Origin of the sequence: Advenella alkanexedens (genome assembly GCF_019132845.1) — a bacterium.
In the GTDB taxonomy this organism is placed as follows: Bacteria; Pseudomonadota; Gammaproteobacteria; order Burkholderiales; family Burkholderiaceae_B; genus Advenella; species Advenella alkanexedens.
Genome location: NZ_JAHSPR010000010.1, coordinates 81,450 through 99,080, shown reverse-complemented (window position 1 = coordinate 99,080; position 17,631 = coordinate 81,450). Strand labels below are relative to the sequence as shown.

Here is a 17,631-nt window from a genome sequence, read left to right as displayed (position 1 = left end):
CCGCCCAAGAGGCCGCCTGAAGCAGCAGCACCCGTTCCGGGATTGCCGGTTGAGCCACCTAACAGGCCACCCAACAAGCCACCCCCTTGACCACCACCGGTTAAACCGCCTGTCAGGCCGCTTAACAGATTATTAACAGTACCAACAACAGGGGTAAGTGCGCCTTGATCGCCAACCAGGGTATTAACCAAACCACCTACGGGTGCCAATGGGCCATTGGCAGATGTCAAATCGTTAACCAGACCGGTAACAGGAGCCAAAGCGCCGGTTTGAGGATCAACCAGACCATTTACCAGACCACCTACCGGTGCCAGGGCGGTATTGTTTACCAGCCTGCCAACGGTTCCCTGGACATCGGTAATTACGCCGTCACCGGCACTGCCACCACCCAGCAAACCACCGTTGCCACCGGTCAAACCACCCAGCAAGCCGCCCAAGAGGCCGCCTGAAGCAGCAGCACCCGTTCCGGGATTGCCGGTTGAGCCACCTAACAGGCCACCCAACAAGCCACCCCCTTGACCACCACCGGTTAAACCGCCTGTCAGGCCGCTTAACAGATTATTAACAGTACCAACAACAGGGGTAAGTGCGCCTTGATCGCCAACCAGGGTATTAACCAAACCACCTACGGGTGCCAATGGGCCATTGGCAGATGTCAAATCGTTAACCAGACCGGTAACAGGAGCCAAAGCGCCGGTTTGAGGATCAACCAGACCATTTACCAGACCACCTACCGGTGCCAGGGCGGTATTGTTTACCAGCCTGCCAACGGTTCCCTGGACATCGGTAATTACGCCGTCACCGGCACTGCCACCACCCAGCAAACCACCGTTGCCACCGGTCAAACCACCCAGCAGTCCCAGAACAGGGTCAAGCGGGCCGCCTTGGGCACCACCGGTTAAACCACCGGTAACACCACTTAACAACCCATTGACTGTTGCCACCACAGGCGTTAAGGCGCCTTGCTGACCAACCAGACCATTAACCAGACCACCAACAGGTGCCAGTGCACCAGAGGGTGAGGTCAGGTTGTCAACCAGGCCGGTTACCGGTGCCAATGCGCCGGTTTGCGGATCAATAAGACCATTGGCAAGACTGCCTACAGGAGACAGGACGGTATTGTTAACCAAGGTACCAACAGTACCTTGTACATCGGTAATCACGCCGGTACCGGTAGCACCTGTTGCACCGCCCAATCCACCTACCAGGCCCAGAACGGGATCAAGCAGGCCACCCAAACCGGCACCAGCTCCTTGACCGCCGGTTAAACCACCAACGACACCCAGCACTGGATCAAGTACGCCGCCAAGAAGATTGGTTGCTGTTGCCCCCTGGGAGCCGGTTAATCCACCGACAATTCCCATAACGGGTGACAAGGCTGCTGTGGTAGACAGATTTGCAACATTATTGATATTTGGATTTGACTGGGCATTGGCTACACCACCGGTGATGCAAAAACCCAAAATACCAGCCGCCACTGTTTTGAACAGAATACTGCCGCTGCGTTTTCCTTTGGTTTTGGTTTTTTCAGATACGGCAACGTAGGCGCCTGTATGTTCATTCCAAACAGACTTGTAGATATGGTTCATTTGTAGCGCTCTCCAAACAATATATAGAAGTACCGCATCTATACTCATCATCTTTTGATTGCCTAACAAATAACGACGTTGCTATAGCAAAAACAGAAAACAAACTGAATGCGGCCAATATTAAAAAAATAGAAAAACATGTAACTTTGGGGAGACACGATAACACCAGATGATTACTTTAGAAACATTCTCATTCTTTAATCAAACCCCTATTGTTTTGATTAAAATATTAAATATTATTAATTAATAAACAAATAGTTTTAATAATTATTTTTCAAAAACCAAAAAAGTAACAATTTAATTCTATAAACATCAAATCATTGAATTTTGGAAAACAATTAACCCCTTATTTTTAAAGTATCTACAAGATATTTTTCTCTTTAAACAAAATAAGTGGCAGCAAGTTCTTGTGAACAACGCATACGACAGGATTTATTTTTCATGAAATTTTGTAAATAATTGTAATGATGTTGTTTTGATGCATTTTTTTCATTTTATTAATCAAACTTAACATTTCATTAAGAAATTTTATGTGAAGTAAATTACCATTTTTCATTTAAAAAACAGGATGTTCTAGCATAAATACCGCACATTCCCCCTATGAAAATAATGTCAATAGGCAATCCCCCTGAAAACAGAAAAAACCAATAATGAGTACACCGTTATACGGGTAATTTTCATACTTTCCACATCCACGGAATTCGAGTTTGACGGTTGCGGCATATATTGCTTGTCGTCAGTCATTTAACCCCTATAATTAACGTTGTTATCATTTTGTCATACACGGCGGGAACAAATACTGCCGCCTGACCCATTTATACACAAGCCTCATTCATCATGAACACTACTTCTGAACATCAAGTTGAATTTACAATTAACCGCAATGCCAATCCATTACCAGAGGCAGAGCGTAATGCCATTTTACAAAACCCGGGTTTTGGCAAGTATTTTACCGATCACATGGCAACCATTGACTGGACTCACGAACTGGGCTGGCACGATGCCCGCATTGTGCCTTATGGTCCTTTACAATTGGACCCGGCAGCTTCCGTTCTGCATTACGCGCAAGAAATCTTTGAAGGTTTAAAAGCTTATCGTCACGCAGATGGCTCTGTCTGGACTTTCCGCCCCGAAGCTAACGCCCTGCGCTTTCAACTGTCTGCCCGTCGCCTGGCTTTACCTGAACTGCCTGTAGATCTGTTCATTGAGTCATTGAAACAACTGATTAGCGTAGACAAGGCCTGGGTGCCCAGCGCGCCTGAGACCAGCGCCTATATCCGCCCGTTCATGATTGCCAACGAGAGCTTCCTGGGAGTTCGCTCCGCAGAGCGTGCCGCCTATCATGTTATTGTCAGCCCTGCCGGCTCCTATTTTGCCAAAGGTATGCAGCCTATTTCCATCTGGCTGGCTTCCGAATTTTCCCGTGCCGGCAAAGGCGGCACCGGAGAAGCAAAATGTGGTGGCAACTACGCCGCTTCTTTACTGCCTCAACAGGAAGCCTATGCCAATGGCTGTTCACAGGTCCTTTTCCTGGATGCCGAAGAGCACACTTATCTTGAAGAACTGGGTGGCATGAATATTTTCCTGGTTCGCAAAGACGGTACACTCATCACTCCCAAACCCTCTGGCAGCATTCTTAAAGGCATTACCCGCGCCAGCCTGATTCAGCTGGCTCAAGACATGGGCATGAAAGTGGAAGAGCGCAGAGTAGCATTGCAAGAATGGCAAGACGGCATCAATTCCGGTGAAATTACCGAAGCATTCGCCTGCGGTACCGCTGCTGTGATTGCACCGATCAGTGCCCTGAAAAGCAGAGACTTCATTATTGGTGACGAGAACGCACCAGCAGGTGAAGTAACCATTGCCTTACGTAAAAAACTAACCGGTATCCAGTATGGCCTTGAAGAAGACACTCATGGCTGGCTGACCCGCCTGGCCTGATTTCACCGGCGATACCCATCCAACCCGGTGACCGGCACACGCGTTTATCAAGGAGACCACATGCGCATCAAGGCATCAGAATCATTATTACTGGTTATTGATATTCAAAGCCGCATGCTGCCGGCCATTGATAACGGGCAAGAAGTGCTTGCCCAGGCTACCTGGATGGTAGATGTGGCCCAAGCCATTGGCATCCCCGTTCTGGCAACAGAACAGTACCCCAAAGGCCTGGGTCGCACTGAATCCAATCTGCTTTCACGCCTGCCCGAACAGCAGGTACTGGAAAAAATTCATTTTTCGGCCGTAACAGGCCAAGGCCTGCTTAACACCCCTTTTTCAACACGCAGGCAATGGGTTGTTGTTGGCACCGAAGCACATGTATGCGTCCAGCAAACCGCGCTTGACCTGCTGGCGGCCGGCAAAGAGGTTTTTATTGTGGACGAGGCAGTTGGCTCACGCAAACCTCGCGATAAAGCCCTGGCCCTGCAACGCTTGCGGCAAAACGGGGCTGAAGTGGTGTCGCGGGAAATGGTGGCTTTTGAATGGCTGGAAGAAGCCAACACGCCCCTGTTCCGGGACGTGCTGAAGCGTTTTATTATACTTTAGCCTATCCTTCCCCGACCAAGCTCAGCGGCTTCGCCTAAAGGTTGCTGCGCAACCAAATCACTTGGACGAGGTTTGTCGAGCATTCCGATCAATTGACTTTTAGCAGTTCAACTTCAAATTTCAAATCGCTATTAGGCGGTATGACACTGCCAGCACCACGCTCGCCGTAAGCTGAACGCGAAGGACAGAACAGGACGGCAGAGCCGCCTTCTTTCATTTTCTGCAAGCCTTCAGTCCAGCACGGAATAACCCGGCTTAAAGGAAATGAAATAGGTTCGTTACGCTTGTAAGAAGAGTCGAATTCCGTGCCATCAAGCAGGGTGCCCCGATAATGCACCTTAACGGTATCGGTTGATTTAGGACTGATACCATCACCCACTTTGGTATGCTCAACCCTGACACCATTTGACAGGGTATCTACGGCAACGGCTTGCGCCATAGCGGCACCAGTGCCCAACAAAGCGCTGACCGCAAATAGAATCAAAGATTTTTTCATATAAAACAGCCTGTAAATTTTTATTAAAAACACGTTTTTGCCCGCTCCCAAACCCGCAGAGCACGCCTGCCACTTAATCGGCAGCCTGATCGGCAATTTCCTCATATACCGGATAATCAGTATAACCTTCCTGGCCACCACCATAAAATACAGCCGGATCAAACGCTGTTAATGGCCAGCCATTTTTCAGTCTCGCCACCAAATCGGGGTTGGAAATAAACGGGCGCCCAAAAGCGACCAGATCAATCAGGCCTTCCTGCAGATCCCTTTCACCTTCTTCCTTGGTGTATTCACCCGCCATAATCAGGGTACCCGTATAGGCTTTACGGAAGGCTTCAAGAAATGCTTTGCCATTGGTATTATTGATAATGGCCTTGCGGTTGCTAAGATGCACGTATGCCAGGTTTTTTCCCGAAAGCAGGCGGGCCAATTCAAGCCATGTTTGCGCTTCATCATCAAACACCGGCATATCAAAACCCCGGTTAAACGGCGACAGCCGGATACCCACACGCGAACTGCCGATTGCCGCCACAACCGCATCAACCACTTCCAGCACAAAAGTCAGGCGCCCCTCGACAGAGTTGCCACCATAACGATCCTCACGGGTATTAATGCCCGCATTAATGAACTGCTCAATCAGATAGCCATTGGCACCATGAATTTCCACGCCGTCAAAACCGGCCTCAACCGCATTGGCGGCAGCTCTGGCAAAATCCTGCACCACTGCCGCTACCTCTTGAGTCGACAAAGCGCGTGGCTGGCTGGCCTGAACCCTGGCAGCTTGGCCCTGTTCATCATAAGCAAACGCCGTGGTGTTTTCTGCCTTTTTATTACTTGCACCAACCGGTGCTGCACCATTTTCCTGCAACGAAACATGAGAAATGCGACCGACATGCCAGAGCTGGCAGAAAATTTTTCCGTCTTTTTCATGCACAGCGCGGGTCACTTGCTTCCAGCCTTCAACTTGTTCAGGACTGTATATGCCCGGCGTAAACAAATACCCGGCACCCTGACGGGAAATGGGCGAACCCTCGGAAACAATAAGCCCTGCACCGGCCCTTTGCTGGTAATACAGGGCAGTTTGCGCATCTGCAACCGTATTAACCGCCCTGGAACGGGTCATGGGTGCCATCACGATACGATTTTTCAAATGCAGACCAGCCAAATCATAGGCCGAAAAAAGATCACTCATTGATTCAATTCCATTAAAAGCTGAAAAATAACGTGACTGAACATACCAGGAGCGTTCGGAACCTCCCAAGACATCCAATCTTTTACCAATACGCTTAGACTACCATTTTTAAAGCCTAAGAGACAGATTATTAAAAAGGCAGAGGCGAAACATCCGCACCAAAATCATTCAACCAGCCCATGCCTCTTACCTGCCAACCGGCAACAAGGCAAATTCCCTGGCATAATGTATTGACAGGCTCGGACACGGTTAGTAAGATCACAGCCATTACAAGCCCCGAACAAGATGCATCCGGGGAAGCGCCCTGCACACTAACAATGCTTATTCGCATATCCCCACTGTTTTAAAATAATGTACGAATCAAAAAGCCAACCTTTGTTACCGGCACGACATTTCAGACACCGCATGCTGACACACGTCTTTTATGCTCTGCTTGTTATGATTGTTACCTTGGCAATCGGTGTGTTTGCCCATCTTTTGCTAGAGCAGGTAAGCTGGCATGAAGCCTTGCTTAATACGGCTTTCATTATTGGCGGCCTGGGTCCATACATCGTGCCCGAAAGCATTGCCGGCAAACTGTTCTTTGCCTTCTACAGCATGTTTGTCGGATTGGTGTTTATAGGAACGCTGGGCATCATTCTGGCCCCTTTGGCCCACCGTCTTATTCATAAATTCCATCTGGATGATGACGAGGATCTTTAACCGGACCACACATTCTGTCTGCCGGCCACAAATAAAAAACCTGGCCAACAGGCCAGGTCTTGTTCAGGAGTAGCGCTTTTCCAGCTCGTCCCATTCAGGCTTGTTCACCAGGCGCTGCCTTTCGGCAAACGTTGCGACCAGCCCGCTGGACTCTTGCACTTCCTTCTCGTCGCGCAACACCGTCAAGGCTTTCTGCATGCCGGTAACTGCGCCCTGCAAGGCCGCGTTGGCATACAGCACGATGCCAAAGCCCAGTTCGGCCAGCTGATCGGCATTGAAAATAGGTGTACGACCACCAATCACCATGTTCATCAACTGCGGCTTGCCAAGAAGCTGGGGAAGCGCGCGCACTTGCTCGGCTTCTGTGACAGCTTCCACAAACAGAATGTCGGCACCGGCTTCAGCGAACTTCTGGGCACGCTCAATCGCTGCCTCAAAACCATGGGTGGCTGCCGCATCGGTACGCGCCATAATCAGGAAGTCAGGATCCTGACGTGCATCGACCGCCGCCTTGATCTTGCTGACTGCTTCTTCGGTCGAAATCACCTCTTTGCCTGAGAAATGACCGCAACGCTTGGGCGCAACCTGGTCTTCCAACTGAATGCAGTCAGCGCCGGCACGTTCCAGAACCCGGACAGTATGGCGAACATTCAGGGCATTACCAAACCCGGTATCAGCATCGACAATCAGTGGCACATCTACTGCATCACGGATTCTGGCGGTATGCTCGGCGATTTCATGTAAACCCATAAAACCCTGATCAGGCATGCCAAACCACATATTGGTTACACCCGCACCCGTCACATAAATGGCCTGAAAGCCAAGATCGGCAATCACTTTGGCCGACAAAGCATTAAATGCACCGGGAACGATAATACCCTGGCGCGCTTCAACGAGTGATCTGAGTTGCTTTCTTGTCGACATGCAATAAATCCTTCTTTAACAATATTAAAAGTTAATCAATTTTCTGGCGCTTTCAGAACGAATCGGCCGGAATCCGCACATAGCCTTCCATCAGGACACGGGCGCTTCGGCTCATGAGTGCTTTTTTCACAACCCACTGCCCGTTTTCTTCAATCGCCTGTGCACCCACCCGCAATGTACCTGAAGGGTGACCGAAGGTAACAGATTCACGCTCACCACCGCCTGCCGCAAGGTTGACCAGGGTACCGGGAATGGCTGCAGCCGTACCGATAGCAACCGCTGCGGTGCCCATCATGGCATGATGCAATTTACCCATGGAAAGCGCCCGTACAACCAGGTCGATACTATCGACAGATACCTGTTTGCCGCTGGATGCCGTGTAATCAGCCGCCTCAGCCACAAAAGCCACCTTGGGTGTGTGCTGGCGACGGGCGGCTTCCTCGATATTGGCAATGAGCCCCATTCGCAGCGCACCATGCGCGCGAATGGTTTCAAACATGGCCAGTGTATCGGCGTTACCGTTGATATCATCCTGCAGCTCCGTGCCGGTAAAGCCAATATCCCTGGCATTTACAAACACAGTTGGAATACCTGCATTGATCATGGTCGCCTGCAACTTGCCAACACCGGGTACATCCAGCTCGTCAACCAGATTGCCAGTAGGGAACATGGCACCGCCAGCGCCCTCTTCGTCTGCTGCCGGATCCAGGAATTCAAGCCGCACTTCGGCGGCGGGGAAAGTCACCCCATCCAGCTCAAAATCGCCTGTTTCCTGCACCTGACCATTGGTGATGGGCACATGGGCCACAATGGTCTTTCCGATATTGGCCTGCCAGATGGATACGGTGACAACACCATTTTCCGGAATACGGTCGGCATCGATCAACCCATTGCTGATCGCAAAAGGTCCCACGGCCGCCGACAGATTTCCGCAATTGCCGCTCCAGTCGATAAAAGGCTGATCGATGGACACCTGACCGAACAGATAATCAACATCATGTCCGGCACGCTCGCTTTTCGACAGAATCACAACCTTGCTGGTACTTGAAGTCGCACCGCCCATACCGTCGGTTTGCTTGCCATAAGGATCCGGGCTGCCGATCACGCGCAGCAACAGTGCGTCGCGCGCGGCACCTGGCGTCTGGGCGACTTCGGGCAAATCACTCAGCCGGAAAAACACACCCTTACTGGTGCCACCCCGCATATAGGTGGCTGCAATTTTAATCTGTGGCGCTTTTGTCATTGCTTTTTCCATATTTGCATCATTTCTGACTGGTTACGGGTGACTCAAGAAAGTCCTGCGCAAAGCGTTGCAGAACCCCGCCAGCCTCATAGATGGAGACTTCTTCAGCGGTATCCAGACGGCAGGTCACCGGCACTTCCAGACGTTCGCCATTTTTACGATGAATCACCAGCGTCAGTGTTGAGCGCGGTTCTGGCTTACCCACTACATCGTAGATTTCCGTACCATCAATGTTCAGCGTCTTGCGATTGACACCCGGCTTGAATTCCAGTGGCAATACACCCATGCCAACCAGATTGGTGCGATGAATCCGCTCGAACCCTTCTGCAACAATCGCTTCGACACCCGCCAGACGCACACCCTTGGCCGCCCAGTCGCGTGAAGAACCCTGACCGTAGTCTGCGCCCGCCACGATAATCAGCGGCTGCTTGCGTTCCATATAGGTTTCGATGGCTTCCCACATACGCACCACCTTACCTTCCGGTTCGATGCGTGCCAGAGAGCCTTGCTTGACCTCACCGTTTTCCTGCACCATTTCATTGAGCAGTTTGGGATTGGCGAACGTGGCCCGCTGTGCGGTCAGGTGATCGCCACGGTGGGTTGCGTAAGAGTTGAAGTCCTCTGGTGGCAAGCCCATCTTGGCCAGATATTCTCCGGCTGCACTGTTCGGCAAAATAGCATTGGAAGGCGACAGGTGATCGGTTGTGATGTTGTCCCCCAGCACCGCCAGCGGACGCATGCCCTTGAGCGTGCGTTCGCCTGCCAGCGCGCCTTCCCAGTACGGTGGGCAGCGAATGTAGGTACTTTGCGGACGCCATTCGTACAACGGACTGACCGATTCACCATCATCGGCATTGATCGCGAACATCGGTTCGTACACCTTACGGAATTGCTCCGGTTTCACGCTGCTGGCCACAATGGCATCAATCTCTTCGTCGGTGGGCCAGATATCCTTCAGGGTCACTGGCTGACCATTCCGGTCGGTACCCAGCACGTCTTTTTCGATGTCAAAGCGAATGGTACCGGCAATCGCGTAAGCCACAACCAGCGGCGGCGAAGCCAGGAATGCCTGCTTGGCATAGGGGTGGATACGGCCATCGAAGTTACGGTTGCCCGATAAAACAGCGGTCGCATACAGATCACGGTCGATGATTTCCTGCTGAATGACAGGATCCAGCGCACCGCTCATGCCGTTACAGGTGGTACAGGCAAAGCCCACAATACCAAAACCCAGCTTCTCCAGCTCGGGCAAGAGATTGGCCTCTTCCAGATACAGCTGAACTGCCTTGGAGCCCGGTGCCAGTGATGTTTTGACCCATGGCTTGCGTAGCAGGCCACGTGCATTGGCGTTACGTGCCAACAACCCGGCTGCAATCACGTTGCGTGGATTGCTCGTATTGGTGCAACTGGTAATCGCGGCAATAATCACCGCACCATCGGGCATCAGCCCCGGTTCATTTTCAACCACACCGGCAATACCCCGGCTGGCAAGCTCTGAAGTGGGTACGCGACGATGCGGATTGGATGGACCGGCCAGATTGCGTACTACCGTTGACAAATCAAAGGAAAGGACTCGCTCATACTGCGCGGTTTTCAGACTGTCAGCCCACAGACCCGTCTGCTTGGCATAGGTTTCCACCAGCTTGACCTGTTCCTCATCACGACCGGTCAGTTTCAGGTAATCAATCGTTTGCCGGTCAATGTAAAACATCGCGGCAGTGGCACCATATTCGGGCGTCATATTGGAAATCGTGGCGCGATCGCCCAGCGTCAGGCGGGACGCGCCTTCGCCGAAGAATTCCAGGTAAGACGAGACCACTTTCTGCTCACGCAAAAACTCGGTCAGGGCCAGGACCAGATCGGTGGCGGTAATGCCTGGCTGCAATTGCCCGGTCAGTTCAACACCGACAATGTCGGGCAAACGCATCCAGGATGCACGACCCAACATCACGCTCTCGGCCTCCAAGCCGCCCACGCCAATGGCGATAACACCCAGCGCATCGACATGAGGCGTATGACTGTCGGTACCAACAAGGGTATCCGGGAAAGCAACCCCATCACGACTGTGAATGACCGGTGACATACGCTCCAGATTGATCTGGTGCATGATGCCGTTACCCGGTGGAATCACATCGACATTCTTGAATGCCTTCTTGGTCCAATTGATAAAATGAAAGCGGTCGTCATTGCGGCGATCTTCGACTGCACGGTTTTTGGCAAAGGCATCCCTGTCAAAACCGGCATATTCGACGGCCAGCGAATGGTCCACGATCAACTGCGTGGGTACGACCGGGTTGATCTGGGCAGGATCGCCCCCTTGCTTGGCAATCGCCTCGCGCAACCCGGCCAGGTCTACAAGCGCAGTCTGTCCCAGGATATCGTGACACACCACGCGCGCAGGAAACCATGGAAAATCCAGGTCACGCTTGCGTTCGATCAATTGCTTGAGCGAGTCTGTCAGGATGGCAGGGTCGCAGCGACGCACCAGGTTTTCTGCAAATACGCGTGAGGTATACGGTAGCGTATCGTAGGCGTTGGGGGCAATGGCATCAACGGCAGCACGCGCGTCGAAGTAATCCAGCCCTGTGCCGGGCAGTGGTTTGCGGTATTCAGTATTCATAGTAATCAACGCTTCATAAGAATCAACGCTGGTCCAGCGGAACGAATGCTTGATCTTCAGGACCGATATAGTTGGCGGTCGGACGAATAATCTTATTGTCGATACGTTGTTCGATAATGTGCGCTGCCCAGCCTGCGGTACGCGCAATCACAAACAGCGGTGTGAACATGGCGGTAGGCACGCCCATCATGTGATAGGACACGGCCGAGAACCAGTCCAGATTGGGGAACATTTTCTTGATGTCCCACATGACGCTTTCCAGGCGTTCGGCAATATCGAACATTTTCATGTTCTGCTGCGTTGCCGACAGTTTGCGCGCCACTTCCTTGATGACTTTGTTGCGCGGGTCGGAAATCGTATACACGGGATGACCAAAGCCAATGATGACCTCTTTGTTCTCTACGCGACGACGAATATCGGCTTCGGCCTCATCCGGTGTTTCATAGCGTTTTTGCACCTCAAAAGCGACTTCGTTGGCACCACCGTGCTTGGGACCGCGCAATGCGCCGATACCACCGGTAATGGCTGAATACATATCCGAACCTGTTCCGGCAATCACCCGGCAGGTGAACGTGGATGCATTGAACTCGTGCTCGGCATACAGGTTCAGTGAAGTATGCATGGCCTGGACCCACTCATCAGGTGGCGTCTCGCCGTGCAGCAGATGCAGAAAATGCCCGCCGATGCTGTCGTCGTTGGTTTCGACATCAATACACTTGCCATTATGGCTATAGTGGTACCAATACAGCAGCGCCGAACCCAGACTGGCCATCAGACGGTCTGCAATATCGCGCGCATCCGGCAGGTTATGATCATCTTTTTCAGGTAACACACAACCCAGGACCGATACGGCCGTGCGCATGACATCCATGGGATGGCTGGAAGCGGGCAAGGCCTGTAACGCATCCTGCAACTGAACCGGCAGGCCGCGCAAACGGCGAAGCTTCTGTTTATAGGAGGCCAGTTCAGCCTTGTTGGGCAGTTTGCCGTGAATGAGCAGGTGAGCGACCTCTTCAAATTCACAGGCTTGCGCCAGATCCAGAATATCGTAACCACGATAATGCAGGTCGTTGCCGCTGCGGCCCACGGTACATAGTGCGGTATTGCCAGCAATAACGCCAGACAAGGCCACTGATTTCTTTGGTTTGAAGCCCGTTGTTTCGGGTGCTTGTGTCATGGTATTCCTCCGCTACTTTACAATGCAAATAATACGCTATAATCAATATTTGCAGTTTACGCAAAATTACCAAAAATTGCATTAATAACAAGGCGAATATTGGTAAACCCTATGCTGCATATTTGCAAATTTTGCGAATTTTTTTAGTTAATCAGCCTTATCAAGCCGGTATTGGATTCAATGGCCACCATGCGAAAAGTATTTATGGGCGTGCGATTACGCCGGTTGCGCGAGGAACGCAAATTGACCCAGATAGGGCTGGCCCGCATGCTGGGCCTGTCTCCCAGCTACCTGAATCAGATCGAACAAAACCAGCGGCCCTTGACCATGTCGGTCCTGCGCCGTTTGAGCGAAGTGTTCAAGATGGACGTCAACGCGTTTTCAGACGACGAACAAACGCGCATGATCGCTGCCTTGCACGAAGTGGCGGCCACCCTGCCGGCATCAGCGCTCGGCGGACACGAAGGGGACAGAATATCCCAGGCGGAAATACACGAAATCGCAACGAATATGCCGGCGGTAGGTCGGGTTTTGATTGATCTTCACCGCCGTCACCGCGAAGCGGCAGAGCGGCTGGAAGCCATGACTGAAAAAATGACCCATCAGAACCAGAACCCTGGCAGCTCCACCGATGCCCTGCTCATACAAACCCAACCCTACGAGGAAGCCCGCGACTTTTTCTTTACCCATCACAACTATTTCGCGCAACTCGATGCCTACGCGGAGCAATGTCATACCGCCTGGGGGCTGGCTGACGTACCCACACCCGGCCTGGCGGACCGACTGGAGCAGCGCTTGCGCGAACAACATGGCGTCATCGTGAACAACCTGCCCGCAGAAAAGGGCCTGCAACGTGCCTACAACCCGACACTGCGCCAGCTTAGCCTGCCCCCTTACCTTACACCCGGACAACGGGCCTTTCAAATGGGCACACAATTGGCATTTCTGGAGCTGGACACCGTACTTGAACGCATGGTGGACGCACCACGCTTTTCCAGTCAGGCGGTACGCAAATTGGTACGACTGGGCCTGGCCAACTATTTTGCGGCCGCGCTGATCCTGCCCTACCGACAGTTCCTGGCTGCTGCCGAGCAATTGCAATATGACATCGACCTGTTGGGACAACGGTTTGGCGTCAGCTTCGAAACCGTTTGCCACCGCCTGAGCACCATGCAGCGGCCCGATGCAACGGGCGTGCCGTTTTTCTTCATCCGCGTGGACCGCGCGGGCAATATATCCAAACGCCAGTCTGCCGCCCACTTTCATTTCTCCCGTGTCGGTGGCGCCTGTCCTTTATGGAATGTCTACGAAGCCTTTTCCAGCCCCGGGCGGATTCTCCGGCAACTGGCACGCATGCCCGACGGACGCGTGTACCTGTGGATTGCGCGTACCGTATGCCGTCAGACCGGCGGCTTCGGACAGCCAAGCAAAGATTTCGCTGTCGCGCTGGGTTGCGATGTCGCTCATGCCCATCGGCTGGTTTATGCAAAAGGGCTGGATTTCAGCAATCCGGATATTCCCACACCCATTGGCATGGGCTGCCGGGTATGCGAGCGGCCACAATGCGCCCAACGTGCGTTCCCGTATATTGGCCGAGAACTGGACGTCAATGAAAACCTCAGCAGCGTCTCTCCCTACCCCATGAACAACCCTTGAAGTGCAGCACATAGAGCAAGCCTACATTCGATGTCGAATTTCAGATGAGGTTGAATGGGTTGGTTAGATTTCGGTCTGGTTGACGCGCCGGCTCAGTGCTTCGGCGCTTTCCTTGCGCTCACTGTAGCGCTCCACTAAATAGGGAGCAACATCACGCGTAAGCAAGGTGAACTTAACCAGCTCTTCCATCACATCGACTACGCGGTCGTAGTAGCTGGAGGGCTTCATGCGATTTTCGGCATCGAACTCCTGAAAGGCCTTGGCGACCGAGGACTGATTCGGGATAGTCACCATGCGCATCCAGCGCCCCAACACACGCATCTGATTGACGGCATTGAAAGACTGGCTGCCCCCACATACCTGCATCACTGCCAGCGTCTTGCCCTGAGTGGGTCGCACAGCACCTACAGACAGGGGAATCCAGTCAATCTGAGCCTTCATGATGCCCGTCATCGCTCCATGGCGCTCGGGCGAGCACCACACCATGCCTTCGGCCCACTGCGCCAGGCTGCGCAGCTCCTGCACTTTGGGATGGCTCTCTGTCGCATCGTCGGGCAGAGGCAGTCCGCTGGGATTGAAGATTTTGGTTTCTGCTCCCATGGCTTGCAGCAAGCGCTCGGCTTCTTCGACCAGCAGGCGGCTGAAAGAGCGCTCACGCAATGACCCATACAACAACAAAATGCGAGGTGGGTGGTTGGAGCGAATGGGATTAGCCAAGCGTTCGGGGTCTGGAACCCGAAAATGTTCCGGTGCTGCTGCGGGCAAATCAGCCAGTGATTTGGTCTCTTTTTTAAGCACGTTGTCCATCCTTTCCAATCACGACTTCTCCATCCTCTTTGGTGAACGGACCTTGCTGCGGGTTCGGCAAAATTTCCAGTACTCGCTCGGAAGGACGGCACAGGCGCACACCCAGCGGTGTCTTAACGATGGGGCGCTGTATCAGGATGGGGTATTGCGCCACCACATCTAGCAATTGAGCATCCGTCAGCGCTGGATTACCCAGTCCGAGTTCGTCGTAGGGGGTCCCCTTTTGACGCAGCACATCGCGCAAGCTCAGACCAATGGCTTGCACCAAGCTCATCAGCTCCTCGCGACTGGGGGGTGTTTTCAGGTATTCAATGACCTGAGGCTCCACACCGCTGTTGCGAATCATCGCCAGCGTATTGCGTGAGGTGCCACACTGGGGGTTGTGGTAAATCGTGATGTCAGTCATTACAGATATTCCTCGTAAAAATCTTGATACTTTGGGGTGTCAGAGAGGGGCACGGTCAAGTGATGAGGGACGCCAAGCGTTCACCATAGCCACCAAAGACAGCATAACGGGCACTTCCACCAGCACCCCCACCACGGTGGCCAAGGCCGCGCCCGAATTTAGGCCGAACAAAGAAATAGCCACTGCCACCGCCAATTCGAAAAAGTTGGACGTGCCAATCAGGCAGGCAGGACCTGCTACGTTGTGCGGCAGCTTCAGCCTTTTCGCCATCCACCAGCTGATGAAGAAAATGCCATAGGTCTGCAGCACCAAGGGCACGGCAATCAGTCCAATCACACCTGGCTGGGCCACGATGGTTTCTGCCTGGAATCCAAACAGCAACACCACCGTCGCAATCAGTCCGACAATAGACCACGGTTTAAGCGCTGCCACATAAGCAGTCAAGGCCTGGGACGACCGCTGGAGCACCAAGTGTCGTGTCAGCATACCCGCCGCCAGTGGCAGCACCACATACAATACAGTGCTCAGAACCAGCGTTTCCCAGGGCACCGTCACGTTGGTCACCCCCAGCAAAAAGGCTGCAATCGGGGCATAAGCCACCACCATGATGAGGTCGTTCACCGACACCTGTACCAAGGTGTAGTTGGCATCACCTTTGACCAATTGGCTCCAGACAAATACCATAGCCGTACATGGCGCTACCCCGAGCAAAATCATGCCGGCAATGTATTCGCTGGCCGATTGCGGATCCACCCAAGGGGCAAACAGGTACTGGAAAAACAGCACACCTAAAGCCGCCATGGTGAAAGGCTTGATGAGCCAGTTGACCACCAGCGTTAGGAGCAAGCCCTGTGGGCGCTTGCCTACGTCTTTGACGGCGTGCCAGTCAATCTGAATCATCATTGGGTAAATCATCACCCAGATAAATACCGCCACCACAAGGTTGACTTGTGCATATTCCAAGGCGGCCACAGTCTGAAAAAACCCAGGCAACCACAGCCCCAGCACTACACCAGCGCCAATGCCCAAGGCGACCCACACTGTTAAAAAACGTTCAAAAATTCCCATAATCTACCTTTATCTGCGACTCACTAGAAAAATACGTTGTAAGGATGTGATGACACGGGCCCATCCCAAAAGGCCATTCAACCATTCACACAAGCAGACACATTAAGGTCTGCACATCCCTCACCCTGGCAGCACTCTGCGGTCAAAAAAGCCAGCAAAGCATTCATTTTGACCAGTTCTGCCCGGTAAATGACGTAGCGTCCATGGCGCTCACTGGTCACCAGGCCAGCAAAGTGAAGTTCCTTAAGATGAAAAGACAAGGCCGTGGTGGACACTTCCAAAGTCTCCGACATGCTGCTAGGCGTCAAGCCTGTTTTGCCTGCTACCACCAGCAGGCGAAATAACTTCAGGCGGGTTTCTTGGGCCAGCGCTGCAAGCGCCTTGACCACTTCGAGTTCATTCATCACGGCTCCTCAAATCTTTGTACTGTGCGTCCACGACCAAGTTGGTGTTGGCATCATGGATAGTGGTGATTTTGTCATGCCTGATGCCCAGCTTCTCATGAACCACTCGGGCAACAGGCGATAGGCAGCTGTTGGTGCAGCTAGCCACTGTCAAGAAAAAATTCATAAGCAATAGGAAGGTGCAAAACTGCTTGCTACTTACTCCTTTCTTCAGCACGAACCTATAGATAGGAGCATTCAGCCACATACTCACCACTATTCGATAATATTATAATTCAATTATTATTGAATTAATAGAGGTGACAAATAAAGTGACCATTGTAAACTCGTATACTTTCCCCTAAAACGACACAAGCCAACAGCATCCTCGACAAAAATGTAACAATTCAAAATCCCCCTCTTGAAAATTTCAGTTTCATCCTTATAATTAGCACTCAAGGAAGCCGAGTGCTAACAACCGGTTCCTTACTGATTTTTTAACACAACTTAATTAGAGACAGGAGTTTCTCCATGGCATTGCGTCCTTTACAAGATCGCGTCATTATCAAGCGCTTAGACAACGAGCTGAAAACAGCATCAGGTATTGTTATCCCTGACAGCGCTGCTGAAAAACCTGATCAAGGTGAAGTTATTGCTGTTGGACCAGGCAAAAAAACAGAAGACGGCAAAGTATTGCCTGTAGACCTGAAAGTTGGTGACAAAGTATTGTTCGGTAAATATGCTGGCCAGTCTGTAAAAGTAGACGGTGAAGAACTGCTGGTTATCCGCGAAGACGAAATCCTCGCCGTTGTTGCTTAAGC

At 52.2% G+C, this 17,631-nt stretch carries 18 protein-coding genes; 5 read left to right on the top strand and 13 right to left on the bottom strand.

Annotated elements, in window-relative coordinates; translation table 11 throughout:
- Positions 1-1,589: ESPR domain-containing protein (locus tag KU392_RS14395; protein WP_217735448.1), on the bottom strand; the 1,589-nt coding region annotated here is incomplete at its 3' end.
- A gap of 837 nt (positions 1,590-2,426) precedes the next feature.
- On the opposite strand from KU392_RS14395, the gene KU392_RS12345 reads away from it, so the two are divergent.
- Both KU392_RS12345 and KU392_RS12340 read left to right on the top strand, forming a co-directional pair.
- Positions 2,427-3,530 carry a branched-chain amino acid aminotransferase gene (locus KU392_RS12345; protein WP_169295425.1) on the top strand — a complete coding sequence of 368 codons (1,104 nt, stop codon included), beginning with the start codon at positions 2,427-2,429 and terminating at the stop codon, positions 3,528-3,530.
- Positions 3,531-3,590: 60 nt separating this feature from the next.
- Entirely contained in the window at positions 3,591-4,136 is a 546-nt protein-coding gene (locus KU392_RS12340; RefSeq protein ID WP_169295426.1) for a hydrolase, read from the top strand.
- 88 nt (positions 4,137-4,224) lie between these two features.
- Here KU392_RS12340 and KU392_RS12335 read toward each other — a convergent pair whose 3' ends face one another.
- The 3 genes from KU392_RS12335 to KU392_RS12325 form a co-directional block, all read right to left on the bottom strand.
- Positions 4,225-4,632 carry an FKBP-type peptidyl-prolyl cis-trans isomerase gene (locus tag KU392_RS12335; RefSeq protein ID WP_169295427.1) on the bottom strand — a complete coding sequence of 136 codons (408 nt, stop codon included), beginning with the start codon at positions 4,630-4,632 and terminating at the stop codon, positions 4,225-4,227.
- 73 nt (positions 4,633-4,705) lie between these two features.
- Positions 4,706-5,824: an alkene reductase gene (locus KU392_RS12330; RefSeq protein WP_217735447.1), complete on the bottom strand. Its 1,119-nt coding sequence runs from the start codon at positions 5,822-5,824 to the stop codon at positions 4,706-4,708.
- A gap of 130 nt (positions 5,825-5,954) precedes the next feature.
- Complete coding sequence (locus KU392_RS12325) at positions 5,955-6,092, bottom strand: hypothetical protein (RefSeq protein ID WP_217735446.1); 138 nt, start codon at positions 6,090-6,092, stop codon at positions 5,955-5,957.
- A 137-nt stretch (positions 6,093-6,229) separates the two neighbouring features.
- Between KU392_RS12325 and KU392_RS12320 the strand changes: the two genes are divergently transcribed.
- Entirely contained in the window at positions 6,230-6,526 is a 297-nt protein-coding gene (locus KU392_RS12320; RefSeq protein WP_246587467.1) for a two pore domain potassium channel family protein, read from the top strand.
- Between the two features lie 63 nt (positions 6,527-6,589).
- Here KU392_RS12320 and KU392_RS12315 read toward each other — a convergent pair whose 3' ends face one another.
- The 4 genes from KU392_RS12315 to prpC are packed head-to-tail and all read right to left on the bottom strand — an operon-like array spanning position 6,590 to position 12,490.
- Positions 6,590-7,450 carry an isocitrate lyase/PEP mutase family protein gene (locus tag KU392_RS12315; RefSeq protein WP_169295431.1) on the bottom strand — a complete coding sequence of 287 codons (861 nt, stop codon included), beginning with the start codon at positions 7,448-7,450 and terminating at the stop codon, positions 6,590-6,592.
- A gap of 52 nt (positions 7,451-7,502) precedes the next feature.
- Positions 7,503-8,693: a 2-methylaconitate cis-trans isomerase PrpF gene (prpF, locus tag KU392_RS12310; protein ID WP_169295432.1), complete on the bottom strand. Its 1,191-nt coding sequence runs from the start codon at positions 8,691-8,693 to the stop codon at positions 7,503-7,505.
- A gap of 19 nt (positions 8,694-8,712) precedes the next feature.
- Positions 8,713-11,313 carry a Fe/S-dependent 2-methylisocitrate dehydratase AcnD gene (acnD, locus tag KU392_RS12305; protein WP_217735445.1) on the bottom strand — a complete coding sequence of 867 codons (2,601 nt, stop codon included), beginning with the start codon at positions 11,311-11,313 and terminating at the stop codon, positions 8,713-8,715.
- 22 nt (positions 11,314-11,335) lie between these two features.
- Positions 11,336-12,490 carry a bifunctional 2-methylcitrate synthase/citrate synthase gene (prpC, locus tag KU392_RS12300; RefSeq protein WP_217735444.1) on the bottom strand — a complete coding sequence of 385 codons (1,155 nt, stop codon included), beginning with the start codon at positions 12,488-12,490 and terminating at the stop codon, positions 11,336-11,338.
- A gap of 189 nt (positions 12,491-12,679) precedes the next feature.
- On the opposite strand from prpC, the gene KU392_RS12295 reads away from it, so the two are divergent.
- Complete coding sequence (locus KU392_RS12295; protein ID WP_169295435.1) at positions 12,680-14,146, top strand: short-chain fatty acyl-CoA regulator family protein; 1,467 nt, start codon at positions 12,680-12,682, stop codon at positions 14,144-14,146.
- 63 nt (positions 14,147-14,209) lie between these two features.
- Here the strand turns inward: KU392_RS12295 and arsH are convergent, their stop codons facing one another.
- The 5 genes from arsH to KU392_RS12270 all read right to left on the bottom strand — a co-directional run bounded on the left by arsH (position 14,210) and on the right by KU392_RS12270 (position 16,985).
- Entirely contained in the window at positions 14,210-14,953 is a 744-nt protein-coding gene (gene arsH, locus KU392_RS12290; RefSeq protein WP_169295436.1) for an arsenical resistance protein ArsH, read from the bottom strand.
- Positions 14,937-15,359 carry an arsenate reductase (glutaredoxin) gene (gene arsC, locus KU392_RS12285; RefSeq protein WP_169295437.1) on the bottom strand — a complete coding sequence of 141 codons (423 nt, stop codon included), beginning with the start codon at positions 15,357-15,359 and terminating at the stop codon, positions 14,937-14,939. The genes arsH and arsC overlap by 17 nt, the downstream gene beginning before the upstream one ends.
- Before the next feature lie 39 nt (positions 15,360-15,398).
- Entirely contained in the window at positions 15,399-16,427 is a 1,029-nt protein-coding gene (gene arsB, locus KU392_RS12280; protein WP_169295438.1) for an ACR3 family arsenite efflux transporter, read from the bottom strand.
- Positions 16,428-16,504: 77 nt separating this feature from the next.
- Positions 16,505-16,831 (bottom strand): ArsR/SmtB family transcription factor, encoded by a 327-nt coding sequence (locus KU392_RS12275; RefSeq protein WP_169295439.1) that lies wholly within the window; start codon positions 16,829-16,831, stop codon positions 16,505-16,507.
- Positions 16,824-16,985 (bottom strand): hypothetical protein, encoded by a 162-nt coding sequence (locus KU392_RS12270; protein ID WP_246587466.1) that lies wholly within the window; start codon positions 16,983-16,985, stop codon positions 16,824-16,826. The genes KU392_RS12275 and KU392_RS12270 overlap by 8 nt, the downstream gene beginning before the upstream one ends.
- 356 nt (positions 16,986-17,341) lie before the next feature.
- Here KU392_RS12270 and KU392_RS12265 point away from each other — a divergent pair, with 356 nt between their 5' ends.
- Positions 17,342-17,629 (top strand): co-chaperone GroES, encoded by a 288-nt coding sequence (locus KU392_RS12265; RefSeq protein ID WP_169295440.1) that lies wholly within the window; start codon positions 17,342-17,344, stop codon positions 17,627-17,629.
- Positions 17,630-17,631: the final 2 nt, after the last annotated feature.

Coding starts and splice junctions, on each gene's coding strand:
- KU392_RS12325 (WP_217735446.1), bottom strand. CDS start 6,092: ATGGCTGTGATCTTACTAACCGTGTCCGAGCCTGTCAATACATTATGC.
- KU392_RS12320 (WP_246587467.1), top strand. CDS start 6,230: ATGCTGACACACGTCTTTTATGCTCTGCTTGTTATGATTGTTACCTTG.
- acnD (WP_217735445.1), bottom strand. CDS start 11,313: ATGAATACTGAATACCGCAAACCACTGCCCGGCACAGGGCTGGATTAC.
- KU392_RS12335 (WP_169295427.1), bottom strand. CDS start 4,632: ATGAAAAAATCTTTGATTCTATTTGCGGTCAGCGCTTTGTTGGGCACT.
- KU392_RS12315 (WP_169295431.1), bottom strand. CDS start 7,450: ATGTCGACAAGAAAGCAACTCAGATCACTCGTTGAAGCGCGCCAGGGT.
- KU392_RS12340 (WP_169295426.1), top strand. CDS start 3,591: ATGCGCATCAAGGCATCAGAATCATTATTACTGGTTATTGATATTCAA.
- arsB (WP_169295438.1), bottom strand. CDS start 16,427: ATGGGAATTTTTGAACGTTTTTTAACAGTGTGGGTCGCCTTGGGCATT.
- KU392_RS12295 (WP_169295435.1), top strand. CDS start 12,680: ATGCGAAAAGTATTTATGGGCGTGCGATTACGCCGGTTGCGCGAGGAA.
- prpF (WP_169295432.1), bottom strand. CDS start 8,693: ATGACAAAAGCGCCACAGATTAAAATTGCAGCCACCTATATGCGGGGT.
- KU392_RS12265 (WP_169295440.1), top strand. CDS start 17,342: ATGGCATTGCGTCCTTTACAAGATCGCGTCATTATCAAGCGCTTAGAC.
- prpC (WP_217735444.1), bottom strand. CDS start 12,490: ATGACACAAGCACCCGAAACAACGGGCTTCAAACCAAAGAAATCAGTG.
- arsC (WP_169295437.1), bottom strand. CDS start 15,359: ATGACTGACATCACGATTTACCACAACCCCCAGTGTGGCACCTCACGC.
- KU392_RS12275 (WP_169295439.1), bottom strand. CDS start 16,831: ATGAATGAACTCGAAGTGGTCAAGGCGCTTGCAGCGCTGGCCCAAGAA.
- KU392_RS12330 (WP_217735447.1), bottom strand. CDS start 5,824: ATGAGTGATCTTTTTTCGGCCTATGATTTGGCTGGTCTGCATTTGAAA.
- KU392_RS12345 (WP_169295425.1), top strand. CDS start 2,427: ATGAACACTACTTCTGAACATCAAGTTGAATTTACAATTAACCGCAAT.
- arsH (WP_169295436.1), bottom strand. CDS start 14,953: ATGGACAACGTGCTTAAAAAAGAGACCAAATCACTGGCTGATTTGCCC.